Source organism: Cryobacterium sp. TMN-39-2, assembly GCF_004402745.1.
GTDB lineage: Bacteria > Actinomycetota > Actinomycetes > Actinomycetales > Microbacteriaceae > Cryobacterium > Cryobacterium zongtaii.
In genome coordinates, this window is record NZ_SOFX01000045.1 from 59,606 (window position 1) to 84,763 (window position 25,158).

Annotated in this window: 24 protein-coding genes; 9 read left to right on the plus strand and 15 right to left on the minus strand. The window is 69.2% G+C overall.

Going from position 1 to position 25,158, the window contains the following annotated elements; genetic code table 11:
• Positions 1 to 45: 45 nt before the first annotated feature.
• The 4 genes from E3O57_RS17105 to E3O57_RS17120 are packed head-to-tail and all read right to left on the minus strand — an operon-like array spanning position 46 to position 4,456.
• A complete protein-coding gene (locus E3O57_RS17105) occupies positions 46 to 1,107 on the minus strand; it encodes a hypothetical protein (RefSeq protein ID WP_103461195.1) in 1,062 nt (353 codons plus the stop codon).
• Positions 1,104 to 2,411 (minus strand): sensor histidine kinase, encoded by a 1,308-nt coding sequence (locus E3O57_RS17110; RefSeq protein ID WP_103478849.1) that lies wholly within the window; start codon positions 2,409 to 2,411, stop codon positions 1,104 to 1,106. Before E3O57_RS17110 ends, E3O57_RS17105 begins: the two co-directional genes overlap by 4 nt.
• A complete protein-coding gene (locus E3O57_RS17115; RefSeq protein WP_103430344.1) occupies positions 2,398 to 3,111 on the minus strand; it encodes a response regulator transcription factor in 714 nt (237 codons plus the stop codon). Before E3O57_RS17115 ends, E3O57_RS17110 begins: the two co-directional genes overlap by 14 nt.
• A gap of 31 nt (positions 3,112 to 3,142) precedes the next feature.
• Positions 3,143 to 4,456, minus strand: a complete 1,314-nt coding sequence (locus E3O57_RS17120) for a class I SAM-dependent RNA methyltransferase (protein ID WP_103461196.1) — start codon at positions 4,454 to 4,456, stop codon at positions 3,143 to 3,145.
• Positions 4,457 to 4,497: 41 nt separating this feature from the next.
• On the opposite strand from E3O57_RS17120, the gene E3O57_RS17125 reads away from it, so the two are divergent.
• Both E3O57_RS17125 and E3O57_RS17130 read left to right on the plus strand, forming a co-directional pair.
• Positions 4,498 to 5,157: a nucleoside triphosphate pyrophosphatase gene (locus tag E3O57_RS17125; RefSeq protein WP_103461197.1), complete on the plus strand. Its 660-nt coding sequence runs from the start codon at positions 4,498 to 4,500 to the stop codon at positions 5,155 to 5,157.
• A 102-nt stretch (positions 5,158 to 5,259) separates the two neighbouring features.
• Positions 5,260 to 7,023 (plus strand): biotin carboxylase N-terminal domain-containing protein, encoded by a 1,764-nt coding sequence (locus E3O57_RS17130; RefSeq protein WP_103478848.1) that lies wholly within the window; start codon positions 5,260 to 5,262, stop codon positions 7,021 to 7,023.
• A 110-nt stretch (positions 7,024 to 7,133) separates the two neighbouring features.
• Here the strand turns inward: E3O57_RS17130 and E3O57_RS17135 are convergent, their stop codons facing one another.
• Complete coding sequence (locus E3O57_RS17135; protein ID WP_088455257.1) at positions 7,134 to 8,573, minus strand: NAD(P)H-quinone dehydrogenase; 1,440 nt, start codon at positions 8,571 to 8,573, stop codon at positions 7,134 to 7,136.
• Between the two features lie 70 nt (positions 8,574 to 8,643).
• Here E3O57_RS17135 and E3O57_RS17140 point away from each other — a divergent pair, with 70 nt between their 5' ends.
• Both E3O57_RS17140 and E3O57_RS17145 read left to right on the plus strand, forming a co-directional pair.
• Positions 8,644 to 9,477 carry a purine-nucleoside phosphorylase gene (locus E3O57_RS17140; RefSeq protein ID WP_103478847.1) on the plus strand — a complete coding sequence of 278 codons (834 nt, stop codon included), beginning with the start codon at positions 8,644 to 8,646 and terminating at the stop codon, positions 9,475 to 9,477.
• 161 nt (positions 9,478 to 9,638) lie between these two features.
• Positions 9,639 to 11,360, plus strand: coding sequence for a phospho-sugar mutase (locus E3O57_RS17145; RefSeq protein ID WP_241990483.1), 1,722 nt, complete (start codon positions 9,639 to 9,641; stop codon positions 11,358 to 11,360).
• Between the two features lie 44 nt (positions 11,361 to 11,404).
• On the opposite strand, the gene E3O57_RS17150 is transcribed toward E3O57_RS17145, so the two are convergent.
• The 3 genes from E3O57_RS17150 to E3O57_RS17160 are packed head-to-tail and all read right to left on the minus strand — an operon-like array spanning position 11,405 to position 13,301.
• Positions 11,405 to 11,677 carry a PTS sugar transporter subunit IIB gene (locus E3O57_RS17150; protein WP_088455255.1) on the minus strand — a complete coding sequence of 91 codons (273 nt, stop codon included), beginning with the start codon at positions 11,675 to 11,677 and terminating at the stop codon, positions 11,405 to 11,407.
• Positions 11,674 to 12,156: a PTS sugar transporter subunit IIA gene (locus E3O57_RS17155; RefSeq protein ID WP_103478846.1), complete on the minus strand. Its 483-nt coding sequence runs from the start codon at positions 12,154 to 12,156 to the stop codon at positions 11,674 to 11,676. Before E3O57_RS17155 ends, E3O57_RS17150 begins: the two co-directional genes overlap by 4 nt.
• A gap of 29 nt (positions 12,157 to 12,185) precedes the next feature.
• A complete protein-coding gene (locus tag E3O57_RS17160; protein WP_370290221.1) occupies positions 12,186 to 13,301 on the minus strand; it encodes an adenosine deaminase in 1,116 nt (371 codons plus the stop codon).
• A gap of 193 nt (positions 13,302 to 13,494) precedes the next feature.
• Between E3O57_RS17160 and E3O57_RS19115 the strand changes: the two genes are divergently transcribed.
• Together E3O57_RS19115 and E3O57_RS19120 are read left to right on the plus strand one after the other, a co-directional pair.
• Positions 13,495 to 13,929, plus strand: a complete 435-nt coding sequence (locus tag E3O57_RS19115) for a hypothetical protein (RefSeq protein ID WP_174776359.1) — start codon at positions 13,495 to 13,497, stop codon at positions 13,927 to 13,929.
• A complete protein-coding gene (locus E3O57_RS19120) occupies positions 13,913 to 14,263 on the plus strand; it encodes a hypothetical protein (protein WP_103461201.1) in 351 nt (116 codons plus the stop codon). Before E3O57_RS19115 ends, E3O57_RS19120 begins: the two co-directional genes overlap by 17 nt.
• Before the next feature lie 171 nt (positions 14,264 to 14,434).
• Here E3O57_RS19120 and E3O57_RS17170 read toward each other — a convergent pair whose 3' ends face one another.
• The 7 genes from E3O57_RS17170 to E3O57_RS17200 form a co-directional block, all read right to left on the minus strand.
• A complete protein-coding gene (locus tag E3O57_RS17170; RefSeq protein WP_103430351.1) occupies positions 14,435 to 15,751 on the minus strand; it encodes a thymidine phosphorylase in 1,317 nt (438 codons plus the stop codon).
• Entirely contained in the window at positions 15,748 to 16,200 is a 453-nt protein-coding gene (locus E3O57_RS17175) for a cytidine deaminase (RefSeq protein WP_103461203.1), read from the minus strand. The genes E3O57_RS17170 and E3O57_RS17175 overlap by 4 nt, the downstream gene beginning before the upstream one ends.
• The gene (locus E3O57_RS17180) at positions 16,197 to 17,495 is read right to left on the minus strand and encodes an ABC transporter permease (protein ID WP_088455249.1); all 1,299 of its coding nucleotides are present in this window, start codon (positions 17,493 to 17,495) and stop codon (positions 16,197 to 16,199) included. The genes E3O57_RS17175 and E3O57_RS17180 overlap by 4 nt, the downstream gene beginning before the upstream one ends.
• Positions 17,492 to 18,760 carry an ABC transporter permease gene (locus E3O57_RS17185; protein WP_103478845.1) on the minus strand — a complete coding sequence of 423 codons (1,269 nt, stop codon included), beginning with the start codon at positions 18,758 to 18,760 and terminating at the stop codon, positions 17,492 to 17,494. Before E3O57_RS17185 ends, E3O57_RS17180 begins: the two co-directional genes overlap by 4 nt.
• Positions 18,757 to 20,274, minus strand: coding sequence for an ABC transporter ATP-binding protein (locus E3O57_RS17190; protein ID WP_103430355.1), 1,518 nt, complete (start codon positions 20,272 to 20,274; stop codon positions 18,757 to 18,759). Before E3O57_RS17190 ends, E3O57_RS17185 begins: the two co-directional genes overlap by 4 nt.
• A 146-nt stretch (positions 20,275 to 20,420) precedes the next feature.
• Positions 20,421 to 21,521 carry a BMP family protein gene (locus E3O57_RS17195; protein ID WP_103461204.1) on the minus strand — a complete coding sequence of 367 codons (1,101 nt, stop codon included), beginning with the start codon at positions 21,519 to 21,521 and terminating at the stop codon, positions 20,421 to 20,423.
• 206 nt (positions 21,522 to 21,727) lie between these two features.
• A complete protein-coding gene (locus E3O57_RS17200) occupies positions 21,728 to 22,849 on the minus strand; it encodes a mannose-1-phosphate guanylyltransferase (protein ID WP_088455245.1) in 1,122 nt (373 codons plus the stop codon).
• A 78-nt stretch (positions 22,850 to 22,927) separates the two neighbouring features.
• On the opposite strand from E3O57_RS17200, the gene E3O57_RS17205 reads away from it, so the two are divergent.
• From E3O57_RS17205 to E3O57_RS17215, 3 genes are all read left to right on the plus strand, one after another.
• On the plus strand, positions 22,928 to 24,082 hold the full coding sequence (locus E3O57_RS17205) for a glycosyltransferase family 1 protein (RefSeq protein ID WP_103478844.1): 1,155 nt from the start codon (positions 22,928 to 22,930) through the stop codon (positions 24,080 to 24,082).
• 174 nt (positions 24,083 to 24,256) lie between these two features.
• On the plus strand, positions 24,257 to 24,673 hold the full coding sequence (sdhC, locus tag E3O57_RS17210) for a succinate dehydrogenase, cytochrome b556 subunit (RefSeq protein ID WP_088455243.1): 417 nt from the start codon (positions 24,257 to 24,259) through the stop codon (positions 24,671 to 24,673).
• Positions 24,674 to 24,686: 13 nt separating this feature from the next.
• Entirely contained in the window at positions 24,687 to 25,139 is a 453-nt protein-coding gene (locus tag E3O57_RS17215; protein ID WP_088455242.1) for a succinate dehydrogenase hydrophobic membrane anchor subunit, read from the plus strand.
• Positions 25,140 to 25,158: the final 19 nt, after the last annotated feature.

Here is a 25,158-nt window from a genome sequence, read left to right on the forward strand (position 1 = left end):
CGGAAGGGGATCCGCCCCCGGGTGGGTCCCCTTTCGCATGTCCGGTCAGTGCCGGCGGGTCGGCTGGCCGGCCGAAGCGCCCTGCGCGTGCACGGCCCGCGGGATCTCCAACCACAGGTCCACTTCTTCGTCGGGCGATTCCTGGCCGAGGGCACTCAGTCGCGGGTCAGGGCTGTTGATGCCCACCACGGTGACGGCGGTCCCCGAGCCGTCGGCCGCCGTCCTGGCGATGATCGTGGACGCCGTCGTGGCGGCCATGGCGTCGGCCAGAGTGTTCAGCACGACCTCCAGATCGGTGCCGGCCAGGTCGTCGATGCCACCCTCGTCGAGCAGGGTGACGATGGCGCCACGCCGCCGGGCCGCCATCACCTCATGCCGTACGGCATCGTTGAGCAGCCGGCGCCCGCGGATCTCGTCACGGATCGCGGCCTCCAGGTACCGGCACTCCAGGCGCTGCCCGTCGCTGAGCGTGCCGCGTTCCTGGATGATGCGGCGCAGCATCGGCGCCGACAACCGGATGGTCTGGGCCAGGCGCACCTGGCGCTCGTAGAGGTGCGCTTCCTGCGCCGCCTGCCACTCGGTGGCCTCCCGTTCAGCCAGGCCGTACTGCCGCGCGTCCCGGCCCGCCTTGGCCAGCGCCCTGGCCAGCGTCACGGCCACGAACACCCACACGGCGCTGCCGATGACGCCCATCGACGCGAGGGAGCCCGCACCGGCCCAGACGACGGTGTGAGCGATGAGGAAGCCCACCCCGATCCAGGCGAGGGTCGCCCGCCGGCGCGTGGCCGTGATGGTCATCAGGGTGCCGACGGCGGCCACGTACCAGGTGGCGTAGCCGTTGTCGGCCACGGACCCGTCCAGCTGGCTGCCCACGAGCAGAGGCACCGCGATGCACACGGCCACGTTGAAGAACCCCAACCAGAGCGACATCCGGGCCGGACTGGTCGGCCACAGGCTCGCCACGGTGGCCGCAGCGTAGAGCACGATCGCGATCAGCGCCGGGACCGGCGACGCCGGCACATCCAGCGAATAGAGGGCCAGGATCACGTGATAGGTCGAGAACAGGGCGGCCAGGGAGAGGATCAGCCCGCGCGGGACGGAGATCATGCCCGGCCACCGCGCTCGCCCAGCGGCCACTCGATCAGGATCGACGTGCCCCGGCCGGGGCCGCTGCTCACCTGGACGACACCGCCGGCCTTCGCGACCCGCTCCCGGATCGAGATCCGCAGGCCCAGACGTTCGCTGGGCACGGTGGCGGGGTCGAACCCGACACCGGAGTCGGCGATCTCGATGACGCAGCCGCCGAGCAGATTGGAGTTCATCCGCACCGACCTCGTCACCGGGTCGCCGGGGACAGCGGCATGCTGGATGCTGTTCACGATCGCCTGGGCGCTGGCGGCGTAGAGGGCCTCGCCGGCATGCGCGGGCAGACTGAGCCTCTCCGCTTCGCAGTCGATGAACTCGATCGGCTCGTCGAACCGGTCCGCGAACGCGCGGATGCGGTCCTTGAGTGTGCTGAACAGAACCAGGCTGTCGTCGGTTGCCGGGAGCGACCCGGCCTCGTTGAGCCTGGCAATGGCGTCCTCCGCCATCGTGGCGGCCAGCTCGGCCGCCTTCGGCGTGCCGGCTGCCGCGGCGGACAACAGGGCTGCGAGCACACTGTCGTGCACGAGGGAGTCCACCTGCACCCGCTCCACCTCGGTGGCGTGCTGGCGCACGGCGGCGGAGTAGGTGGACAGCGCGTTGGTCTGCGCGATGTCGACCCCGGCGGTGGCCTGACGCAGCATCGTGATGATGATCAGGATCACCAGGCCGAGCATGATCGCGTAGACGGCGTCGAGGGCGCCGAGCATCGGATCGGCGCCGCCGCCTGCGGGCAGCACCCGCACGATGCCGTAGACGATCGGGGCCAGGAAGGTGTAGATCATCGCCCACCACTTGGAGAACGAGACGGCGGCGAAACCTGTCGCGACGGTGCAGAGATACCAGAGCCAGGGCTTGCCCTCGAGAGTGCCTTCCGGGGTGTTCAGCATCGCCGGCCAGCCGATCAGGGCGACGAGGTACACCCCCGCGAACACTCCGCTGGTGACTCTGACGTATTTCTTCACCAGCGTGGCGATGGTCGCCACGCCCAGACCGCCGAAGATCGCGACGCTGAGCGCCACTCCGAGACCGGGCTTGAGGCTGTCCAGCTGGCCGAGCATCGCGGGATAGGTCTGCAGGGCGAAGATCAGGCCGACGCCGCCGGCGGCCCGCGACACCACCCGCTCGATCTGCGCGCGACTGATGGGTTTGCGCGGCTGCTTGGATTCGTTGAGGAGGTCGGCACCGAGCTGTTCGGGTGCGACCCGGCCCGGCGACAGCCTGAACGACCGGACCGGCAGGACCTCGGCCGGACTAGGAGCGCCCATCCCCGCCTTCCAGGTCGAGACCCGGCAGGATGCCGTCTTCCACGGCCCTGCGCAACAGGTCCACCTTCGTGGGCGCCGGGCGGCCCACCTCGACGTACTTCACGCGGATGCGGTCGAGGTACTCCCGGGCCGTGGAGTGGGCGATGCCCAGTTGCATCGCCACCATCTTCAGCGGCAGGCCGGAGGCGTAGAGGTGCAGCACGTCGCGTTCACGGCGACCCAGTTGGGCCTTGGCGAAGTCCCGGTCGGCGTCGATGGCGGTGGCCCACTCGAGGTTGTTGAGCACGTCACCGCGGGCCACGGAGGCGACGGCGGCCATCACCGTGGTCGTCGGCGACGACTTGGGGATGACGCCGGCAGCGCCGGCGGCCAGGGCCTCACGAACCAGGGCGACCCTGTCGGCGATGCTGTGCACCAACACCGACGCGCCGGTGCCGCGGGCCAGGTGCACGTTGTCGGTGACGAGGGACCCGTCGCCGAGGGACAGGTCGAGCACGATCACATCCACCGGGCGGCCGGCGATGCCGTCGACGAGTTCGCGTACCGTCGCGGCCTCGAAGACCACCTCGAAGCCGGTGTTCTCACAGGCGGCCTTGAGGCCCAGCCGCACCGACTCATGGTCGTCGGCGATGCCCACGCGTACGGGGCGGTCGGCCAGGTCGGTCGCGGTGTCAGGCTCGGTCACGGTCACGGTTGTCATCTCTCGTCTTCGTTCTTGGTGCTAAGACTAGCTATCTGGTGAGCAGGGCGACGGCTTCGACGTGGTGGGTGTTGGGGAACAGGTCGAAGGCGCGCAGGCTCCGCAGCGTGTACCCGAGCCCGGCGAAGAGGGCGACGTCGCGGGCCAGGGCCACCGGATCGCAGGCGACGTAGACCACCTGGGCCGGCGCGAGGAACGCCAGGGTGTCGACGACTTCGCCGCCGGCGCCGGAGCGCGGCGGGTCGAGCACCACGGTGGCGGCCTGCAGACGGGCCCGTTCGGCAGCGTCGGCGTCGCGGGTGAGTCCGGTCAGGAATGTGTCCACCCTGCCGGTCTGCGCTGTGGCGCCGACCCACTCGGCGAGGTTCGCGCCGGCGTTCTCGGTGGCCTGGGCGTCGCTCTCCACCGAGGTGATGCGCACGTCGGAACCGAACCTGTCGCCGACGGCGGCGGCGAGGAGCCCCACACCGCCGTACAGGTCGAGGTTGGCGGCCTTGGGGTCGAACAGGTCCGGGTCGATGGCGTCCTGCACGGCGGCGAACAGGGTCTCCGCGGCGCGCGCGTGCACCTGCCAGAAACCGGCGGCGTCGAGCCGGAACTCACGGTCGCCGACCCGCTCGGTGATCGGTTTGGGCGCGGTGCGGCGCCGGCGGCCCTTGTCGTCCTGCTCAGCGACCAGGATCTGCACTTCACCGACGCTGGGGGCGACGACGTCGACGGATGCGGCGCCGGCGAACAGCTTGTCCAGCGGCGCGGCCATTTCGAGGGCGTGCACGGCCAGCGGCAGGTCGTCGACGGGGATCACCCGGTGCGAGCGGGCGGCGTATGGGCCGACGATGCCGGTCTCCGTGACATGCAGGCGCACCCGGGTGCGCCAGCCGGTGCCGTCCATGGCGTCGCCCGGCGAGGCATCCGCTGCCACCGGCACGGCCTCGACGGTGACATCGCTGTCGAGTCCGGCCATCCGGTGCAGTGCATCGGTGAGGACCTGGCGCTTGAGCTCGCGCTGGTGGCCCAGTTCGATGTGGCCGAATTCTGCGCCGCCGGCACGGTCGGCAGGATCCCGGTCGATGGCCGCTGCGGCCCAGATGTGCGGCTGACGTTCGGGGGCCGCGTCCAGGACCTCGACGGTCTCGGCCCGCCAAAAGCTCTTCTTGTTCGCGTCGGTGAGCCTGACGCGCACCCGTTCACCCGGGAGGGTGTCGCTGACGAAGACCACACGGCCCTCGTGCCGGGCAACGAAGATGCCGCCGTGGGCTACGTTGGTGATATCGAGGTCGAGTTCGGTGCCGATCTCGCCCTCTGGAGTGCTCTGACTTGCCTGACGATTAGTGTTGGTGCCCATTGAATGAGCATCCCACATCTGCCTGCCGCCTGAAGGGTTCCATGCGCCTCTACCTCGCCTCCACCTCCCCCGCCCGGCTGGCGCTGCTGCGCGCGGCGGGCATCGAACCCGTCACCATTTCGCCCGATGTCGACGAGGATGCCGTCGCGGCGGCCGAGGCTGAACGCCTGGGCGAGCCCCTGACACCGCACCACGTGGTCGAGCTGCTGGCGCGGGCGAAGGCCCAGGCCGTCGCGGCCGACGGTGCCGAGCGGGGCATCGACGGGCTGATCCTCGGCGGGGACTCGGTCTTCGTCCTCGACGGTGTGATCTACGGCAAGCCGCACACCAGCGAGCGGGCCAGGGAGCGCTGGCACACCCAGCGCGGACGCACCGGGCAGCTCTATTCCGGCCACTGGCTGATCGAGCACATCGACGGTCGGCCCGGCCGTGCCGTCGGTGCCGTCGCCGTCGCCGACGTGACGTTCGCCGACGACCTCTCCGATTCGGAGCTCGACGCCTACATCGATACCGGTGAACCGCTCTTCGTCGCGGGCGCCTTCACCATCGACAGCCTCGGCGCGCCGTACATCAGCCGCATCGAGGGCGACCCGTCCACGGTCGTCGGACTGTCGTTGCCGACCCTGCGCAGATTGGTGCTCCGGCTGGGCTATGACTGGCCGAGCCTGTGGAATACGGGCACTTCGGCCCTACCGGACTGACCGTTCTTTCGGGGCCTTTGTAGCCCCACGCAGTGTTCTTGCCGCGGTTTTTGTGGGAAAGAACCAAAATTGCGGGGGTTCGGACCAATAGGCTCAGTACCTATGTCGCGTATAACGAAGGTCCTCATCGCCAACCGGGGCGAGATCGCCGTCAGAGTGATCCGAGCGGCGAAGGACAGCGGCATCCTCTCGGTGGCCGTATACGCCGACCAGGACCGGGACGCCCTGCACGCCCGTCTCGCCGACGAGGCCTACGGGCTCGACGGCACCTCCAGCGCCGAGACCTACCTCGTCATCGAGAAGATCCTCTCCATCGCCCGCCGCTCCGGCGCCGACGCCGTGCACCCCGGCTACGGCTTCCTCGCCGAGAACGCCGCCTTCGCCCGCGCCGTCCTGGACGCCGGCCTGATCTGGATCGGCCCGTCCCCGGAGGCCATCGAGCAGCTCGGCGACAAGGTCTCCGCCAGGCACATCGCCGAGAAGGTGCGCGCGCCGATGGCGCCCGGCACCCTGAACCCCGTCGCCGACGCATCCGAAGTTCTCGACTTCGTCGACCAGCACGGCCTGCCCGTCGCCATCAAGGCGGCCTTCGGCGGCGGCGGCCGCGGCCTGAAGGTCGCCCGCACCCGCGACGAGGTACCGGAACTGTTCGACTCCGCCGTGCGTGAGGCCGTCACGGCCTTCGGCCGCGGCGAGTGCTTCGTGGAGAAGTACCTCGACAAGCCCCGGCACGTCGAGACCCAGTGCCTCGCGGATGCCCACGGCAACGTCGTCGTGATCTCCACCCGCGACTGCTCCCTCCAGCGCCGCCACCAGAAGCTCGTCGAAGAGGCGCCGGCACCGTTCCTCACCGAGGCGCAGACGACCGAGATGTACCGGGCGTCCAAGGCCATCCTCCGGGAGGTCGGTTACGTCGGCGCCGGCACCTGCGAGTTCCTGATCGGCCAGGACGGCACGGTCTCCTTCCTCGAGGTGAACACCCGCCTGCAGGTGGAACACCCGGTCTCTGAGGAGGTCACCGGCATCGACCTGGTCCGTGAGCAGTTCCGGCTCGCCGAGGGCGGCACCTTGGACTACGACGACCCCATCGCCGTCGGCCACTCGTTCGAGTTCCGCATCAACGGTGAGGACGCCGGCCGCGGCTTCATGCCCGCCCCCGGCCCGGTGCACGTCTTCAAGGCCGCCGGCGGCCCCGGTGTGCGCGTCGACAGCGGCGTGCAGTCCGGCGACGAGATCTCCGGCTCGTTCGACTCGCTGCTGGCCAAGCTCATCGTCACCGGCGCCACCCGGGAACAGGCCCTGGAACGCGCCCGCCGCGCCCTCGACGAGTTCGAGGTGGCCGGCCTGCCCACAGTGCTGCCGTTCCACCGCATGATCGTGCGCGACCCGGCCTTCGCCCCCGCCGACGGTGCACCGTTCTCGATCGACACCCGCTGGATCGAGACCGAGTTCGAGAACACCATCGCCCCCTGGAGCGGTACCGTCGAGGACCGTCCTCGCTCCGACGCCCGGCACAGCGTGGTCGTCGAGGTGGACGGCCGCCGCATCGAGGTGAGCCTGCCCAGCAAGCTGCTGCCCGGTACCGCGTCGGAGAAGACCGCCGGGCCGGCCCCGCGCCGTCGGACCGCCGCTCACTCGGTGAACACCGCAACGGGCGATGCCGTCAAGGCGCCCATGCAGGCCACCATCGTGAAGATCCTCGTCACGGAGGGCGACACCGTCGTCAAGGGCGACCTGCTGCTGGTGCTGGAGGCCATGAAGATGGAACAGCCGCTCACCGCGCACAAGGACGGCGTGGTCGGGGTCATCGGCGCCGCTGTCGGCTCGACGGTCTCCTCCGGCCACCTGCTCATGACCGTCGGCTGACACCCCCCTAGCTGCGCAACTGTGCCCGAACCGGACACCTGCGCCCGGCGTACCGGGCGCAGGTTTCCGCACGGGCGACAGTTAGTCGCGGATGCGGCCGGGGTGCTGGGTCAGTAGTGCACCTTGTGCATCGCGCGTGCGGCATCCGTGATGGACCCGGTCAACGACGGGTAGACGGTGAACGCCTCGGCGACCTCGTCGACGGTGAGGCCGTGCTCGACCGCGAGGGTGAGCGGGAAGATCAGTTCGCTGGCCTTGGGGCCCACGATGACGCCGCCGATGACGGTTCCGGTGCCGCGGGAGGCGATGAGCTTGACGAAGCCGTCCTTGATGCCCATCATCTTGGCGCGCGGGTTCGACTCGAGCGGCATCTTGTACACCTCGCCGCGGCGCACTCCCTCCTCGATCTCCTTCTGGGTCCAGCCGACGGTCGCGATCTCCGGCTGCGTGAAGATGTTGGCCGCCACGTTGCGGATTTCGATCGGGTTCACCGCGTCGCCCATGGCGTGGTAAACCGCGGTGCGGCCCATCATGGATGCGACGGACGCCAACGGCATCTCCGTGGTGCAGTCGCCCGCGGCGTAGATGTTCGGGATCGAGGTGCGCGCCACCCGGTTCACCCGGATGTGGCCGGACTCGTCCAGCTGGACGCCGGCCTCGGCCAGGCCCAGGCCCTGGGTGTTCGGCACGGCGCCGACGGCGATCAGGCAGTGGCTGCCCTCGACGGTGCGGCCGTCGGTGAGGGTCACCAGCACGCCGGTGTCGGTGCGTTCGGCGGTGGCGGCGCGGGACTTGTTCAGCACCACCATGCCGTTGCGCTTGAACACGTTCTCAATCACGGCGGCGGCGTCGACGTCTTCGCCGGGCAGCACCTGGTCGCGGCTGGAGACGAGGGTGACCTCGGCGCCCAGGGCCCGGTAGGCGGAGGCGAACTCCGCGCCGGTGACTCCGGAGCCGACGACGATGAGGTGTTTGGGCACCGACTTGAGGTTGTACAGCTGAGTCCAGGTGAGGATTCGCTCGCCGTCGGGCATCATCGTGGGCATCGTGCGGGGGCTCGCGCCCACCGACAGCACGATGGTGTCGGCCTCGATCCGGTCGAAATCGGTGCCTGAGCCGTCGTCTCCGGTGGACACGATGACCGCGTCGCGGCCGTCCAGCCGGCCGTGGCCGCTCTGCAGCTTGACGCCGGCCTTGACGAGGGTCTCCCGCATGTCCTCGGACTGCTCCCTGGCCAGCGCGAGCAGGCGCTTGTTCACCGCGGCGAGGTTGATCGCGACCTCGGGGTGCAGCGGCTTGCCCTTGGCGTCGCGCACGAAGAACTGCACGCCCAGGTCGTTGGCCTCACGGATCGAGTTCGACGCTTCCGCGGTGGCGATCAGCGACTTCGAGGGAACGACGTCGGTGAGCACCGCGGCACCACCGACGCCGACCCGTTCGATCAGGGTCACCTCTGCGCCCTGCTGCGCGCCGGCGAGTGCCGCTTCGTATCCGCCGGGGCCGCCACCGATGATAATGATGCGTTGTTTTCGTTCGAACTCGTAAGGCATTCACTTATTCTGTCCTGCACCGCGCGACCCACCAAACCACGGCTGCCCCGCAGGCAATTAGAGTAGGAGGATGCTCACGACCGAGATCAATCCTCTTGACGCGACGGAAACCAACCCGTTCGACGTGGCCGCCACCGCCGCCCAAGAAATCGCCGACGCCACCGGTGTCGCCCATCACGACATCGCCCTGACGCTGGGAAGCGGGTGGGGCAAGGCCGCCGACCTGATCGGCGAGACCACCCACACGATCCCCGCGCAGGAAATCACCGGGTTCAGCGCGCCGGCGCTGGCCGGCCACGCGGGCATGTTGCGCTCGGTGCTGCTTTCGAGCGGCAAGCGTGCCCTGGTGATCGGCGCCCGCACCCACTACTACGAGGGCCACGGCGTGCGCCGGGTCGTGCACAGCGTGCGCACCGCCGCCGCGACCGGGGCGACGACCATGATCCTCACCAACGGGGCCGGCGGCATCCGCGAGACGTGGAAGCCGGGCACCCCGGTGCTGATCAGCGACCACATCAACCTCACCGCCGACTCGCCGCTCGAGGGCGCCACCTTCATCGACCTCACCGACCTGTACTCCCAGCGGCTGCGTGACCTCGCCCGCGGCATCGACCCCACCCTGGACGAAGGCGTCTACTGCCAGTTCCGCGGGCCGCACTACGAGACTCCCGCCGAGGTGCAGATGGCCAAGGCCATCGGCGGCCACATCGTGGGCATGTCCACCGCGCTGGAGGCCATCGCCGCCCGCCAGGCCGGCATGGAGGTACTCGGCATGTCGCTGATCACCAACCTCGCCGCCGGCATTCAAAAGACCCCGCTCAGTCACGGCGAGGTGCTCGAGGCCGGCCAGGCCGCCGAAGCGACCATCAGCGCCCTCCTCGCCAGCATTGTGGCCGCACTGTGAGCCACGGCGACGAGACTCCGACCCAGCCCGGCACCCCCGCCGAGCCGCTCCTCCCACGCGGCGCGCACGCCGGCGACGACGAACGCGAACCGCAGACCGCCGTGCTGAACACCGTCGACGGACCGGACGAGACGGCCGGAGAGGTGCCCGCCGCCACGGCAGTGCTGGACACCACGGCCACCGACCCGGTCAACCTGCTGCTGGTCACCGCGACCGACTGGCTCGCCCAGGACCCGGACCCGGAGACCCGCGCCGAGCTGCGCGTGCTGATCCAGCAGGCCCAGGATCGCGACCCGGCCGCCGTTGCCGACCTGCACTCCCGCTTCGACGAGCGCCTCGCGTTCGGCACCGCGGGCCTCCGCGGCGAGATCGCCGCCGGCTCCAACCGGATGAACCGGGTTCTGGTCAGCCAGGCCGCCGCCGGACTCGCCGCCTATCTCCTCGCCGCCGCGGCGAGCAGCCGGCCCGGCAGCATCCCGTCCGTGGTCATCGGCTACGACGGCCGCCGCAACTCGCACGTCTTCGCCACCGACACCGCCGCGATCATGGCCGGCGCCGGCGTGCGCGCCGTGCTGCTGCCCCGCCTGCTGCCCACCCCGGTGCTGGCCTTCGCGGTGCGCCACCTCGGCGCCAGCGCCGGTGTGATGGTCACCGCCTCGCACAACCCGCCCAACGACAACGGCTACAAGGTCTACCTGGGCGACTCCGATGAGGGCTCGCAGATCGTCTCCCCCGACGACGTCGCCATCGCCGCCCAGATCCAGCACGTCGCCGACACCCAGCTCGTCACCGAGCTGCCGCGGGCCGGGTACGAGACCGCTCCGGAGTCCGTCGTGCAGGCCTACGTGGATGCGACCGCCGCCATCGGCGCGTCGCCGCGCGCGCAGGTGAGCGTTGTGTACACGGCCCTGCACGGTGTGGGGTGGGACACCACCCGCCGCGTGCTCGACGCCGCCGGGTTCGCCCTGCCGACCCTCGTGGACGCGCAGATCGCCCCCGACTCGGCGTTCCCCACCGTCGCGTTCCCCAACCCTGAGGAACCCGGCGCGATGGACCTCGCCTACGAGACCGCGCGTGAGGTCGACGCCGAACTGATCATCGCCAACGACCCGGATGCCGACAGGCTCGCCATCGCCATCCCGGACGCCGACGCGCCGGAGGGCTACCGTCGCCTGAGCGGCAACGAGGTCGGCGCCATCCTGGGCTGGCGGGCCGCCGAGCTGGCCGCCAACGCGCCGGGCGACGGCGGTGCCGACGGCACCCTGGCCTGCTCGATTGTGTCGACGCCGGCGCTCAAGGCCGTCGCCGACGCCTACGGCCTGCAGTTCGCCGACACCCTCACCGGGTTCAAGTGGGTCTCCCGCGCTCCCGGCCTGATCTTCGGTTTCGAAGAGGCCCTCGGCTACCTGGTCAACCCCGGCACCGTGCGCGACAAGGACGGCATCTCCGCCGCCGTGGCGCTGCTCTCGCTGGTCAGCGAGCTCAAGGCCGACGGTTTGACGCTCGCGGACCACCTCGACGCGTTCGCCGAGAAGTTCGGCTACTTCGCCTCGGGCCAGATCTCGGTGCGCGTCACCGACCTCACCGAGATCGAGAGGGTGATGGCACGCTTGCGCGAGAGCCCGCCGGCGATGATCGGCACCAGCCGGGTGGACCACATCGACGATCTCTCCGGCGGCTTCAACGGCCTGCCGCCCAGCGACGTGCTGCGGATCGTGCTCGCCGACGGCTCCCGGGTGATGGTGCGGCCCAGCGGCACCGAACCCAAGCTCAAGGTGTACCTCGACACGCACAGCAGCGTCGGCAGCCTCGCCGAACGCCGGCAGGCCGCATCCGATGCCCTCGCCGAGCTCGACAGGGGCATGCGAGCGCTGATCGGCTGACCGGCGGTGCGGACGCGGATGCCCAGCCGGGCATCCGCGCCGGGCTAGCCGAGCGCGATCTCGAGCTTGGCGGTCAGCTCGTCGAGGTCGAAGAAGTTGTCGATGATGATGACGTCGGCGTTGGTCTTGCCGATCGACGGCACCAGCTCCGACGAGGTGAGGATGACCTGCGCGTCCGCGGCGGCGAGCTTCACGCTGGCGATGTCGGCCGCGGTGACGTCAGCCTCGATGTCCAGGCGCTCGAGGGCGCGTTCGGCGTTGACCTTGAGAATGGCGGATGTGCCGATACCGACTCCGCACAGTGCGACGATCTTCATTTGTGTTCCTCCGTGCTGGCGTCTGCGCCGGTTGGTGCCGCGATGCCCAGGAGCGAGCGTACGGATACTGCGTCCGGCGCCGCTGCCAGCGCCGGGATGATGCTCGAATCGTTGAACACGTTGGCGAGCTCGGCGACGAAGTGCACGTGCTCGTCGCCCGTGGTCACCGCCAGGCCAAGGACCACGTTGACGGGGTCGTTGTGCGGGTGTCCGAAGGCCACGGGCTCGGCGAGGGTCACGACGCTCAGGCCCCCGGTGAGCACATCGGGGCCGGGCCGGGCGTGCGCCAGGGCCAGCCCGGGCGCGATCACCACGTAGGCGCCGAATTCCTCGATCACGCCCACCATGCGCTCGGTGTAGCCGGGTGCGGTGGAACCGGATCGCTCCAGCGCCGCGCCGGCGGCGCCGACGGCGGCCCGCCAGTCGGGGACGTGCAGGCCGACGTCGATGGCGTCAAGGGGAAGTGGTGGGAGGGACATGGCTGCTTTCTAGCGTGGGCGTTGGCGGGCTAGGCGGTGGCAAAACCGTCGACGATGGCGTCGGCGAGTTCTTCGCGCTCCTCCAACGGCAGGAATGCCGCGGAGGCCGCGTTGAGCTGCAGGGCCTCGAGGTCGTCGAGGTCGTAGCCGAAGGCATCCGTGAGCAGGGCCAGCTCGCGGCTGAGCGTGGTGGCGCTCATCAGCCGGTTGTCGGTGTTGACGGTGACGCGGAAGCCGAGCTGGTAGAGCAGGTCGAACGGGTGGTCGAGCATGTCGTCGCCCCAGGCGGCGATGGCGCCGGTCTGGAGGTTCGACGACGGGCTGAGCTCCAGAGGGATCTCCCTGTCGCGCACCCACTGGGCCAGCGGGCCGAGGGTCACGTAGGTGTTCTCCTGGTCCTCCCGGCCGATTTCGATGTCCTCGGCCAGGCGCACGCCGTGGCCCAGGCGCAGGGCGCGACCGTCGAACAGGGCGCCGCGGATGCTGTCCAGCCCGTCGGCCTCGCCGGCGTGCACGGTGACCGGGAAGAGGTTCCGGGCCAGGTAGTCGAACGCGGCGGCGTGGTTGCCGGCCGGGAAGCCCTCCTCGGCGCCGGCGATGTCGAAGCCGACCACGCCGAGGTCGCGGTGCCGCACGGCGAGTTCGGCGACCTCGAGGGACCTGTCGGCGTGCCGCATCGCGGTGATCAGCTGACCGATCTTGATGGTGATGCCGGCCTGGGCGACCCGCTCGATGCCCGCCGCGATGCCTTCCTGCACGGCGTCGACGGCCTGGTCCAGGCTGAGCCCGCCGGCCAGGTGCTGCTCGGGGGCCCAGCGCACCTCGGCGTAGATCACGCCGTCCAGGGCGAGGTCTTCAACGAACTCCCTGGCCACCCGCACGAGGGCGTCGTGGGTTTGCATGACGCCGACGGTGATCTCGAAGGTCTTGAGGTAGTCCGCGAGCGAGCCGGAGGTGGCCTGGCTGACGAACCAATCGGCGAGGCCGGACTCGGTCGTGGCGGGCAGCTCCAGGCCGATCGGCGCGGCCAGCTCGAGGATCGTGGCCGGTCGCAGACCGCCGTCGAGGTGGTCGTGCAGGGAGACTTTGGGCAGGGCGTTGATGCTCACGCCGCTGCCGGGCAACAGGTATTCCTCGGAGCTGATATTCACTCCCCCAATCTATCGCTCCCGCGCCGCGCGTATCCCGAAGCCGCCACATCCGCCCCGGCCCGCCGACGTGCCTCAAAATTCCCCTTCAGCGCACTCCAAGCGCATCTTCGCCGCAAGTCAGCACAGCGCGGGGCGCCATCGGTGGATAACTCTGACCGGCAGCGGCAATAAATGACATCTTGGGCGGATGCGCAAGCCAACGGAGCTCCCCCGCAGCCTGACTCTCAACGGGTTCACCGTCGCGGAAGCGCGCCGGGCGGGGGTGACACCTCGGAGGTTGCAGGCGGCCGACCAGCAGGCGCCGTTCCACGGCGTGAGGGTCGCCGCGGGCATCCCGACCGGGGTGCGGGAACTGGCCAGGGCCTACGCCGCGGTGATGCCCACCGGCCATTTCTTCAGCCACGCCACCGCTGCCCTGCTGCTCGGGATGCCTCTGCCCCGCTACGCCACCCGTGATCTCCGGCTGCATGTGAGCGTCATCGCCCCCGACCGGGCGCCGCAGGGCGCCGGAATCGCGGGCCACACGGTCTGCAGCCGACACGACGGCGGTGGCCGAGCGGCCCGGCCACCGGGGCATCCGTCGGCTACGGGCCGCGCTGGAGTGGGTGAGACCCCGAGTTGAGTCGCGGCAGGAGACCCGGCTGCGGCTCCTGATCGTGCGGGCGGGCCTGCCGGAACCGGAGACCAACGTATACCTGCCGCTGCGATACCAGCGGCGCCGGGTGCGCGGCGATCTGGTCTACCTGCGGTACCGGGTCCTTGTCGAGTACGACGGCGAGCAGCACCGTACGGACGACGTGCAGTTCGCCCGTGACGTCGACAGGTTGGACGGTGTGATGGCCGAGGACTGGCGGGTCATCAGGGTGCTCAAGGAAACCCCGGATGCCGAAGTCCTCTCCCGGCTCGACCAGGCGCTGCGCTCCCGCGGCTGGCGCCCCGGCAGCCGCCCCGAGTGACGCGCGCGCACTCACCCACTTGCCGCATAAGAGCGCTTCGCCGCGAGGGAAGTGGCAATGTGCGGCACGTCGGCGGATGCGCCGGCAGCGACTTGCGCCAAAAACCCCCTTCGGCGGGGCGGAAGGGGGTTTTTGCGGCAAGTCGGCGGGGCCGGGCCTGCGGGTGCTGGGCTAGTTACCGATGCGCTCGGCGATCAGAGGGCCGCCGTCGAGGACGGGCTCGCCGGGGTCGCCGATGCGCCAGGCGCCCTCGACGGCCTCGAGGGCCCGGGCGAAGCGCTCCGGCTCGTCGGCGCTGAGGGTGAACAGTGGCTCGCCCTTGCGGACGGTGTCGCCGGGCTTGGCGTGCAGGTCGATGCCGGCGGCGTGCTGCACCGGGTCCTGCTTGCGGGCGCGGCCGGCGCCCAGGCGCCAGGCGCCGATACCGAACGGCAGAGCCTGCTGCTCGACGAGCACCCCGTCACGGTCGGCGAGCACCACGTGGGTCTCGCGCGCCACGGGCATCGCGGCATCGGGGTCGCCGCCCTGCGCACGGATGACCGCCCGCCATTTGTCCATCGCGCGACCGTCCTTCAGGGCCGCCTCGACGTCGACGTCCTTCTGGCCGACCAGGGCCAGCATCTCGCGGGCCAAGGCCACGGTGAGCTCCACCACATCGGCGGGGCCGCCGCCGGCGAGCACCTCGAGGGACTCGCGCACCTCGTTGGCGTTTCCGATGGCCAGGCCGAGCGGCACGTTCATGTTGGTCAGCAGCGCGGAGGTGGCCACCCCGGCGTCCTCGCCGAGGGCGACCATGGTGCGGGCCAGCTCGCGGGACCGGTCGATGTCCTTCAGGAACGCGCCGGAGCCGAACTTCACGTCGAGCACCAGCGCGCCGGTACCCTCGGCGATCTTCTTGGACATGATCGAGGAGGCGATCAGCGGGATCGCTTCGACGGTGCCGGTGGTGTCGCGGAGCGCATACAGCTTGCCGTCGGCCGGAGCCAGGCCGCTGCCTGCGGCGCAGATGACGCCGCCGACATCCTGCAGCTGCTGGAACATTTCCTCGTTGCTGAGGTTTGCGCGCCAGCCCGGGATGGACTCGAGCTTGTCCAGGGTTCCGCCGGTGTGACCGAGGCCACGGCCGGAGAGCTGCGGCACGGCCGCGCCGAAGACCGCGACGAGGGGCATCAGCGGCAGGGTGATCTTGTCGCCGACGCCGCCGGTGGAGTGCTTGTCCGTGGTCGGTTTGCCCAGGCCCGTGAAGCTCATCCGCTCGCCGGAGTTGATCATGGCCATGGTCATGTCGCGGATCTCCCGGCGGGACATGCCGTTGAGGAAGATCGCCATGGTCATCGCGGCCATCTGCTCGTCGCCGACGTAGCCGCGGGTGTACGCGTCGATCAGCCAGTCGATCTGTGGAGTCGACAGCTCGCCCTTGTCACGCTTGGCGTGGATCAGGTCGACGGCGTCGAAGGCTTCGATGGTGCGGGCGGGGGTGGAGCTCATGAGTTGTCTTCCCTGTAGGCGGCGAGCTGGCGGGGCCCGAAGGCGTCCGGCAGGACCTCGTCGATGGTGCGCACGCCGGAGACGGTCTCCAACAGCATGCCTGGTGCCGAGTGTTCGTAGAGCAGTTGGCGGCAGCGGCCGCACGGCATCAGCGTGTTGCCGTTGCCGTCGACGCAGCTGAACGCGACGAGCTGGCCGCCGCCGGTGAGGTGCAGCACGCTCACCAGCGCGCATTCCGCGCAGAGAGTGAGCCCGTAGGAGGCGTTCTCCACGTTGCATCCGCTGATCACCCGGCCGTCGGAGACGAGGGCGGCCGCCCCGACCGGGAACTTCGAGTAGGGCACGTAGGCGTGGGTCATCGCTTCGGTGGCAGCGCTGCGCAGCACGCCCCAGTCGATGTCGCCGGACTCGGGCGTTGTGTCGCCGGAATTCGCAGTCAGATTCGTCATGATTTTATATACGGCTTTCCGGATGCGGCCGGGCCCCGCGACTGGCCCACCAGGCCCGCCACGGCGAAGATGGTGACCAGGTAGGGCAGCATCAGCATGAACTCGCTGGGCACCGGCGAACCGATGATGCTCAGCACGTTCTGCAGGTTGCTGGCGAAGCCGAACAGCAGCGCCGCGAGGGTCGCCCGGATCGGGTCCCACCGGCCGAAGATCACCGCCGCGAGGGCGATGAAGCCGGCACCGGCGGTCATTTCTTTACCGAACGCGCCCACCGACCCCAGGGTGAAGTACGCGCCACCGAGGCCGGCGACGGCGCCGGCCAGGGACACGTTCCAGAACCGGGTACCGGTGACGTTGATGCCCACGGTGTCAGCAGCCTGCGGGTGCTCGCCCACCGCGCGGAGCCGGAGGCCCCACTTGGTGTGGAAGATCCCGAAGTACACCGCGGCGACGGCGATGTACATGATGTACACGATCAGGGTCTGCCGGAAGAAGACCGGCCCGACGATCGGGATCTCACTGAGCAGCGGGATGTTGATGCGCTCGAACTTGGGCGGCTGGTTGAGCGTGGCCGCGTTCGGGGCGAGGAGCTCGGAGAACAGGAACCCGGTGAGGCCGGTGACGAGGACGTTGAGCACCACACCGACGATGACCTGGTCGACGAAGTACTTGATCGAGAACGCCGCGAGCACAAACGACACCAGCACACCGGCCACCATCGCCGCGAGCAGGCCGAGCAGCGGCTGCTGGGTGATCGAGGCCACGATCGCGGAGGTGAACGCACCGGCCAGCAGCTGGCCCTCGATCGCCACGTTGACCACGCCGACACGTTCGGAGATGACGCCGCCGAGGGCGCCGAAGATCAGCGGGACGGCCAGGCTCAGCGAGCCGAACAGCAGGCCGGGCACCGGGATGCGTTCGTCGGCGGACGCCCAGGTGAGGAAGCCGATCAGGAGCAGCACGGCGAACACCGAGATCAGCCAGAGCGGAACCTTGCGGCGGGTCTGCACCATCCAGGCGCTGAGCCCGGTGATGGCGGCCAGCAGGATGCTGATCACGATGCCGGTCGGCAGGGTGGGCAGCAGCACGTCGGGCAGCTGGATCAGGTCGCTGGAGGTGGAGAGCACCATGGTGCTGGTACCGGTGCGGCCGAAGACCACCATCAGCAGGAAACCGAGGACCGTGAAGACGCCGAGGATGATCGGCACCTTCCAGCTCTTGATGACCGCGGTCGCCGGACCCTCCTCGGGTCCGGTGGGCTGGGTGGGCTGGTTCACTGGAGCGATAGTGCTCATTTCGCCGCCACCTCCTGGGAAACGTTGGGAACCGGTCTGCGGCGGGGCGCTCCGGGCGCCGGGAGCCTGAAGATCGCGCGCACCAACGGCGGCGCGGCGATGAAGAGCACGATGAGAGACTGCACAACGAGCACGATGTCGATGGGCACGCCCTCGGCGGCCTGCATCGAGAAGCTGCCGGCCTTGAACGCGCCGAACAGGATGCCCGCGGCGAACACGCCCCACGGCTTGGAGCGGCCCAGCAGGGCCACCGTGATCGCGTCGAAGCCGATCCCGGAGTCGATGCCGGCACCGAAGCCGCTGGTGGTGGTGCCCAGCACCTGGTTGATGCCGGCCAGACCGACGAGACCGCCGGAGAACAGCATCGCGTAGACGTACATGCGCTGCACGCTGATGCCTGCCACCTTGGCGGCGTTGGGGTTCTCGCCGACGGCGCGGAACTTGAAGCCCAGGTTGGAGCGGGCGAGCAGCCACCAGGTGAACACCGTGGCGGCGATCACCAGGATGAAGCCGAAGTGCAGGTTGTAGTCCGGGCCGAGCAGGTCGAAGTAGACCGCGGTCTCCTTGCTGGCCGGGCTCTTGGGGTTGTTCGAGCCCGGGGTCTTGAGGAACCCGTCCCGCAGCAGGAAGCTGACCAGGTAGAACGCCACATAGTTGAGCATGATCGTGGTGATCACCTCGTGCGCGCCGGTGCGGGCCTTGAGCAGGCCGACCAGGCCGCCCCACAGGGCCCCGCCCAGCACGCCGGCGACGAGTGCGGCGATCAGGTGGATGCCGGCGGGCAGGTCAACCGCGAAGGCCACCCAGCCGCCGAGGGTCGCGGCGATGAGCATCTGGCCGCGACCGCCGATGTTGAACAGGCCAACCCGAAAACCGAGCGCGACACCGAGGCCGGCCGCGATCAGCGGGGTGGCGTAGGTGAGGGTCTCGGTGAACGGCCGGATGCCGTCGGCGAAGCTCGGACGACGGAAGTTGTACACCGAGCCTTGGAACAGCGCGGAATAGGCCCCGGACACCGCATCCCAAGCGGCGGAGAGCATGTCGCCGGGCCTGGAGAAGAAGTACCCCGCGCTCTCCTGCACGTTCGCGTTCGTGAACGCGATCATCACGGCGCCCACGAGCAGGGCCAGCAGCACGGCCAACACCGAGATGATGGCGTTGCCGGTGGTGATCTCCCGGAAGACGTTGTGCCAGCGGGAGGATTCGTCCGGTTCCGGCGACTTCGCCGGTGCCGGGGTCGGGGTGGGCTGCTGAGCGGCGCTCATGCTGCGGCTCCTTCTGCGGGGGTTTCGCCCGCCATCATGAGACCCAGAACGGATCGGGGGGTGTCGCCCGGGACGATGCCGACAATGCGGCCGCGGTACATCACCATGATCCGGTCGGCGAGGGCGGCGACCTCGTCGAGTTCGGTGGAGATCACGATGACCGGGGTGCCGCCGTCGCGGGTCGCCACGATGCGTTCGTGCACAAATTCGATCGAACCGACGTCGAGGCCGCGGGTGGGCTGAGCCGCGACGAAGAGCCGCAGGTCACGGCTGAGTTCGCGGGCGAGCACGACCTTCTGCTGGTTGCCGCCGGACAGGCGGCCGACGGGCGTCTCGATGCCTTGGGACCGCACGTCGAACTCCGCCACCTTGGTGCGGGCGAAGTCGGCGAGGTAGGACAGCTGCAGGTTGAACCGCTTGACGAACGGGAGCTTGTTGGCGCGGTCCAGCATCAGGTTCTCGGCGATGGTGAAACCGCCGACGAGGCCGTCCCTGGTGCGGTCCTCCGGCACGAAGCCGACCCCGGCGTCGAGAACCTGACGAACCGAGTGGCCGCGGAGGGACGTGCCGTCGAGGCTGATCTCGCCGACGACGCGGGGCTGCAGCCCCATCAGCGCCTCGGTCAGTTCGGTCTGGCCGTTGCCCTGCACGCCGGCGATGGCGAGGATCTCGCCCGCCTTGACGTCGAAGCTGACGTCGTTGACGAGGATCTGGCCGAGAGGGTCGATCACGGTGAGGTTCGTCACCACCAGCGCCGGAGCTCCGGGGGTGGCGGGCGCCTTGTCCACGGTCAGGTCGACGGCGCGGCCCACCATCAGGGTGGCGAGTTCTTCGTTGCTCGCGGTCGGCGAGGCGGTGCCGACGACCTTGCCCAGGCGGATGACGGTGATCCGGTCGGCGACCTCGCGCACCTCCCGCAGTTTGTGCGTGATGAAGACGATGGAGGTGCCCGCGGCCTTGAGCTGGCGCATGATGTTCATCAGCTCGTCGGTTTCCTGCGGGGTGAGCACGGCGGTCGGTTCGTCGAAGACGAGCACCTTCGCGTCGCGGGAGAGCGCCTTGATGATCTCCACCCGCTGCTGCACACCGACGGGCAGGGACTCCACGAGGGCGTCGGGATCGACGTCGAACCCGAAACGCTCCGAGATCTCCCGCACCCGGGTGCGCGCGGCGGCGAGGTCGAGCCTGCCGCCGGCCTTGACCTGTTCGTGGCCGAGCATCACGTTCTCGGCCACGGTGAACACGGGGATCAGCATGAAGTGCTGGTGCACCATGCCGATGCCGGCGGCCATCGCGTCGCCGGGTCCGGCGAAGTGCTGCGGCACGTCATCGAGGAGGATCTCGCCCTCTTCGGCCCGGTACAGGCCGTAGAGAACGTTCATCAACGTTGATTTACCGGCCCCGTTCTCGCCGAGCAGGGCGTGGATCTCTCCCTCCTCGATGGTGAGGTTGATGTCGTCATTGGCAACAAGGGCACCGAATCTCTTCGTAATGCCGCGAAGTTCGAGCTTCATAGTGTCGATTCTATTGAGGTGCCGGCCGGGCGTGGCTCTACGCCCCGGCGACACCACGCAACGAAACGGGGAGGCCAGCATGGCTGGCCTCCCCGGTGCCCTGTGGGGCGGTACTGCTACACGGTGGTGCTGGGTGAAACGGGGTGTTACTTGGGCGTGGCGTCGCTGGTCACGACGATGTCGCCGCTGATGATCTGTGCCTTGAGGTCGTCGATCTCGGTGACCAGGGCGGGGTCGACCTTGGACTCCCAGTCGTGCAGCGGGGCCAGGCCGACACCCTCGTTCTCGAGGGTTCCGATGTACGGGTCGGAGCTGAATTCGCCGTTTGCCGCGTCGGTGATGATCGCGTCGGTCGCATCCGTCATCGACTTCATGATGGAGGTGAGGTACAGCGCGGCGAACTCGGGCGTGGTCTCGAACAGGTCGCTGTCGACACCGACGATGGCGACGTCCTTGCCGGACTCGGCGATGGCCTGTGCGGTGCCCTGGAAGAGCGGGCCGGCGACCGGGAGGATGATGTCCGCACCGGCGTCGATCAGGCCCTGGCTGAGGGTCTTGCCGGCGCTGATGTCATCGAAGCCACCGGCGAACAGGCCCTCCTGGGATTCCTTCGACCAGCCGGTGAGCTTGACGTCGGTGCCCTTTTCGGTGTTGTAGTAGGCGATGCCGTCGGCGAAGCCGTCCATGAAGATGGTGACCGACGGGTACTGCATGCCACCGAAGGTGCCGACGGTGCCGGTCTTGGTGGTTCCTGCGGCCAGGTAGCCGGCCAGGAATGCGGCCTGCGCGGTGTCGTAGACGACCGGCTTCACGTTCTCGAGCGTCAGCGGGCTGAAGTCATCGTTGGAGAGGGTGGAGTCGATGAGGGCGAACTGCACATCGCTGTTCTCCTGGGCCGCGTCGCGGGTGGCGTTGGCCAGGGCGAAACCGACGGTGAGGATGAAGTTGCAACCCTGGTCGACCATGCTGGTCACGTTGCCGGTGTACTGGTCCTCAGAGGTGGACTCGGCCTGCTTGAACTCGACACCGAGTTCCTCGGAGGCCTGGGAGATGCCCTCGAAGCTGGACTGGTTGAAGGACTTGTCGTCGAAGCCACCGAAGTCGGAGACGATGCAGGGCAGGAAGTCCGATGTGGCAGCGTCGCCGCCGCCGTCCTCGGTGGGGGCCGGCGCACACGCCGCGAGCAGAGCGAGAACGCCGAGTGAGGCAAGGCCGCCGAGCGTTGCCTTGCGGGTCGTGATTGTCAAGATTGACCTCCAGATGAGGCCCGGCGTGAGATCGCACGGGCTGGTATATGGTCTACACGTTACCCAGAAGAGCCCTGCTCAGATGAGCAAACCGACACTGTAGCCAAAAGGTTATCAAGCCGCGACATTCTCGAAATCGCGCCGACACAAATGGTCATCTACCGGGCCTATTCCTGAGAAACTCTCGCGGCCGAGGCCGCCCGCAGCTACAGGACGTCTGAGCTGCCCGAGAGCCGCAGCGCGTCGACGACGGCCTTGACCTTCTGGGCGTTGGCGCTTGTCGTCACCAGCAGGGCGTCGGGGGTGTCCACGACGACGATGTCGTCGACGCCGATCAGAGCGATCATGCGCTTGGTGTGGCTGACGACGATTCCGCTGGAGGAGTCGGCCAGCACCCGGGCGCCCTCACCGAGGATCGCCAGGTCGCGCTTGCGGCCGTTGGCGTGGATCTTGGCGATCGACGCGAAGTCTCCCACGTCATCCCAGTCGAACTGGCCGGGGATCACGGCCAGCTTGCCCTTCGCGGCGGCGGGCTCGGCCACGGAGTAGTCGATGGCGATCTTCTTGAGCTTGGGCCAGACCTGGTCGACGACGGCGCCGCGGCGCGGGGTGTCCCACGCTTCGGCCAGTTCGAGCAGCCCGGCGAGCAGCTCGGGCTCGCTCGCGCCGATCTCCTCGAGCAGCCTGTCGGCGCGGGCGATGAACATGCCGGCGTTCCAGAGGTACTGCCCGCTGGAGAGGTAGCGCTTGGCGGTGGCCGGGCTGGGCTTCTCCACGAACGAATTGACCGACTGGGCGCTCGGGGCGCCGTCGATGGACAGGGCCGCGCCGGTCTTGATGTAACCGAAACCGATCGCCGGCTCGGTGGGCTGGATGCCGATGGTGACGATCAGACCGGTGTCGGCGGCGACGATGGCCTCCACGACGGCCTGGCGGAACGCCGCGGGGCCCTTGATGACGTGGTCGGCGGCGAAGGAGCCGATGATCACGCCGGGTTCGCGGCGCTCGAGGATCGCGGCGGCCAGCCCGATCGCGGCCGAGGAGTCCCGCGGTTCGCTCTCCAGGACCACGTTCAGGTCCCCGAGCTCCGGCAGCTGCTCCTCGACGGCGGCCCGGTGCGCCCGCCCGGTGACGACCATGATGCGCTGGTCGCCGGACAGCGGTGCGAGCCGGTCCCAGGTGGCGCGCAACAGCGTCTGCCCGCTGCCGGTGAGGTCGTGCAGGAACTTGGGCGCGTCGGCGCGGGACAGCGGCCAGAGCCTGGATCCGATCCCGCCGGCTGGGATCACACTGTAGAAGCGGGCGAGGGCATCGCTGGAGTGGGACATTGCGCCAGACTACCGGTCCGTCGGCCCCGTTCATCCAGGGTTCACCGCACAGACGTGCGGGCTGTCTACTGTGGCGGCATGAGGGTTGCCGTCGTCAGCGAAAGCTTCCTCCCCACCATCAGCGGGGTCACCACGAGCGTCTGCAAGGTGCTCGACGAGCTGCGCCGCCAGGGCCACGAGGCCCTGGTGATCGCCCCGTTCGGCGCCCCGCCGAGTTACGCCGGCTTTCCAGTGCACACCGTGCCCGCCCTCTCCTATCGGCAGTTTCCCGTCGGCCTGCCCAATCCGCGGGTGTTGGGGCTGCTGGCCGACTTCGCGCCGGACGTGCTGCACGCGGCGTCACCGTTCCTCCTCGGCGCGCAGGGCATCGCCGCCGCCCGCCGCCTGGGCGTGCCGAGCGTTGCCGTGTTCCAGACGGATGTGGCCGGTTACGCCAGCCGCAACCACCTCGGCCAGGCGACCGGGCTGGCCTGGCGGTTCGTGAAGTGGGTGCACGACGGCGCCGACCTGACCCTGGTGCCGTCCACGGCGTCGATGAGCGACCTCCGCCGCATCGGCGTGCAGCGCCTGGACCGGTGGACCAGGGGCGTGGACCTGGAGAGCTACCACCCCAACACCCGGCACGGCCCGGAGGTGGCGGCGTTGCGCCGGCGACTGGCGCCCAACGGCGAGGTGGTGATCGGGTACGTCGGCCGGATCGCCCCGGAGAAGCAGGTGGAAAGGTTCCGGGCACTCAGCGGCCTGCGCGGGATCAGCATCGCCCTGGTCGGCGACGGGCCGTCCACTCCCCTGGTGGCCAAGGCTCTGGCGGGAATGCCGGTGACCTGGCTGGGCCGGCTCGCCGGCGCCGAGCTCGCGGCGGCGTACGCCAGCTTCGACGTGTTCCTGCACGCCGGTACAGAGGAGACCTTCGGACAGACCCTGCAGGAGGCACACGCCGCCGGACTGCCCGTCGTGGCGCCGCGCGCCGGTGGCCCGATCGACCTCATCGAGCACGGCACCGACGGGTTCCTGTTCACGCCGGACGACGACAGGGACCTGCGGCGGCACGTGGCCGCGCTGGTCACCGATGCTCCGCTGCGGCACCGGATGGGCGAGGCGGGCCGGCGGGCCGTGCTCGGCCGCAGCTGGGAAACCGTCTGCGCCACGCTGTTCGGGTTCTACACGCAGGTCATCGACGAAAGCCTCGCCATGCGCGCGGAAACCCTGGTTCCGGCCGCGCAACGCCGCTGATCCGCACTAGCCTTGATGCGGGTACAAAGCCTCTGGTCACCGGCGGCCGCCCACCCGGTTAGGCACCCCTAACCAGACTTATCTCGCCGTCAAGATATAGACTGACGATACGTGTTTGTTCAACGATGACACCTCGTTCAGCAGGGGTCACGACTCAGCCAGGGAGGGTTGGTCATGCCACAGAATTCGGCAGAGGCCCTGACAGCTCAGCGGAAGACGACCTCGCGTCGTCCGGCCGGAACGCTTTACCGCGGCCGTGAGGGCATGTGGTCCTGGGTCCTGCACCGGATCACCGGGGTGGCGATCTTCTTCTTCCTCCTCGTGCACATCCTCGACACCGCCCTCGTGCGGGTCAGCCCCGAGGCGTACAACGCCGTGATCAGCCAGTACCAGACCCCCATCATGGGGCTGGGCGAAGCCGGCCTGGTCGCCGCGATCGTGTTCCACGCCTTCAACGGCCTGCGCATCATCGCCATCGACTTCTGGAACGCGAAGCACCAGCGGGTGCTCTTCTACGTCGTGATCGGGCTCTGGGTGATCACCATGATCGCCTTCCTGCCCCGCCACCTGATCAACGTGTTCAGCCACTAGGAGGCGACCGAAAATGACCTCGACAATCGTCGCCCCCCGCAGCCCATACTCCCGCAGCCCCCGCAAGAACGGCGTGAACTGGGAGAAGTGGGGCTGGATCTACATGCGCGTCTCCGGCGTCGTGCTGATCGTGCTGATCTTCGGCCACCTCTTCGTGAACCTGATGGTGGGCGAGGGCGTCAGCGCGCTGAACTTCGCCTTCGTCGCCGGCAAGCTGTCCAACCCGTTCTGGCAGTGGTGGGACGTGGCGATGCTCTGGCTCGCCCTGATCCACGGCGGCAACGGCATGCGCACCCTCGTGAACGACTACGCCACGACGCGCATCAGCCGCGGCATCCTCAAATCGTCGATCCTCGCCGCCGTGGTCATCCTGATCGTTCTCGGCACGCTCGTGGTGTTCACCTTCGACGCCTGCCCGGCCGGCCAGCCCGCCGACCTTCTGCCCACTTTCTGCCAGGCCGTTTAGGCCCTCGAGGAGCTGCAAA

What these genes read in the sequence shown, in the direction of transcription:
- E3O57_RS17105 (WP_103461195.1), bottom strand. Translation starts at nt 1,107, where the DNA reads ATGATCTCCGTCCCGCGCGGGCTGATCCTCTCCCTGGCCGCCCTGTTC.
- E3O57_RS17110 (WP_103478849.1), bottom strand. Translation starts at nt 2,411, where the DNA reads ATGGGCGCTCCTAGTCCGGCCGAGGTCCTGCCGGTCCGGTCGTTCAGG.
- E3O57_RS17115 (WP_103430344.1), bottom strand. Translation starts at nt 3,111, where the DNA reads ATGACAACCGTGACCGTGACCGAGCCTGACACCGCGACCGACCTGGCC.
- E3O57_RS17120 (WP_103461196.1), bottom strand. Translation starts at nt 4,456, where the DNA reads ATGGGCACCAACACTAATCGTCAGGCAAGTCAGAGCACTCCAGAGGGC.
- E3O57_RS17125 (WP_103461197.1), top strand. Translation starts at nt 4,498, where the DNA reads ATGCGCCTCTACCTCGCCTCCACCTCCCCCGCCCGGCTGGCGCTGCTG.
- E3O57_RS17130 (WP_103478848.1), top strand. Translation starts at nt 5,260, where the DNA reads ATGTCGCGTATAACGAAGGTCCTCATCGCCAACCGGGGCGAGATCGCC.
- E3O57_RS17135 (WP_088455257.1), bottom strand. Translation starts at nt 8,573, where the DNA reads ATGCCTTACGAGTTCGAACGAAAACAACGCATCATTATCATCGGTGGC.
- E3O57_RS17140 (WP_103478847.1), top strand. Translation starts at nt 8,644, where the DNA reads ATGCTCACGACCGAGATCAATCCTCTTGACGCGACGGAAACCAACCCG.
- E3O57_RS17150 (WP_088455255.1), bottom strand. Translation starts at nt 11,677, where the DNA reads ATGAAGATCGTCGCACTGTGCGGAGTCGGTATCGGCACATCCGCCATT.
- E3O57_RS17155 (WP_103478846.1), bottom strand. Translation starts at nt 12,156, where the DNA reads ATGTCCCTCCCACCACTTCCCCTTGACGCCATCGACGTCGGCCTGCAC.
- E3O57_RS19115 (WP_174776359.1), top strand. Translation starts at nt 13,495, where the DNA reads ATGCGCAAGCCAACGGAGCTCCCCCGCAGCCTGACTCTCAACGGGTTC.
- E3O57_RS17170 (WP_103430351.1), bottom strand. Translation starts at nt 15,751, where the DNA reads ATGAGCTCCACCCCCGCCCGCACCATCGAAGCCTTCGACGCCGTCGAC.
- E3O57_RS17175 (WP_103461203.1), bottom strand. Translation starts at nt 16,200, where the DNA reads ATGACGAATCTGACTGCGAATTCCGGCGACACAACGCCCGAGTCCGGC.
- E3O57_RS17180 (WP_088455249.1), bottom strand. Translation starts at nt 17,495, where the DNA reads ATGAGCACTATCGCTCCAGTGAACCAGCCCACCCAGCCCACCGGACCC.
- E3O57_RS17185 (WP_103478845.1), bottom strand. Translation starts at nt 18,760, where the DNA reads ATGAGCGCCGCTCAGCAGCCCACCCCGACCCCGGCACCGGCGAAGTCG.
- E3O57_RS17190 (WP_103430355.1), bottom strand. Translation starts at nt 20,274, where the DNA reads ATGAAGCTCGAACTTCGCGGCATTACGAAGAGATTCGGTGCCCTTGTT.
- E3O57_RS17200 (WP_088455245.1), bottom strand. Translation starts at nt 22,849, where the DNA reads ATGTCCCACTCCAGCGATGCCCTCGCCCGCTTCTACAGTGTGATCCCA.
- E3O57_RS17205 (WP_103478844.1), top strand. Translation starts at nt 22,928, where the DNA reads ATGAGGGTTGCCGTCGTCAGCGAAAGCTTCCTCCCCACCATCAGCGGG.
- sdhC (WP_088455243.1), top strand. Translation starts at nt 24,257, where the DNA reads ATGCCACAGAATTCGGCAGAGGCCCTGACAGCTCAGCGGAAGACGACC.
- E3O57_RS17215 (WP_088455242.1), top strand. Translation starts at nt 24,687, where the DNA reads ATGACCTCGACAATCGTCGCCCCCCGCAGCCCATACTCCCGCAGCCCC.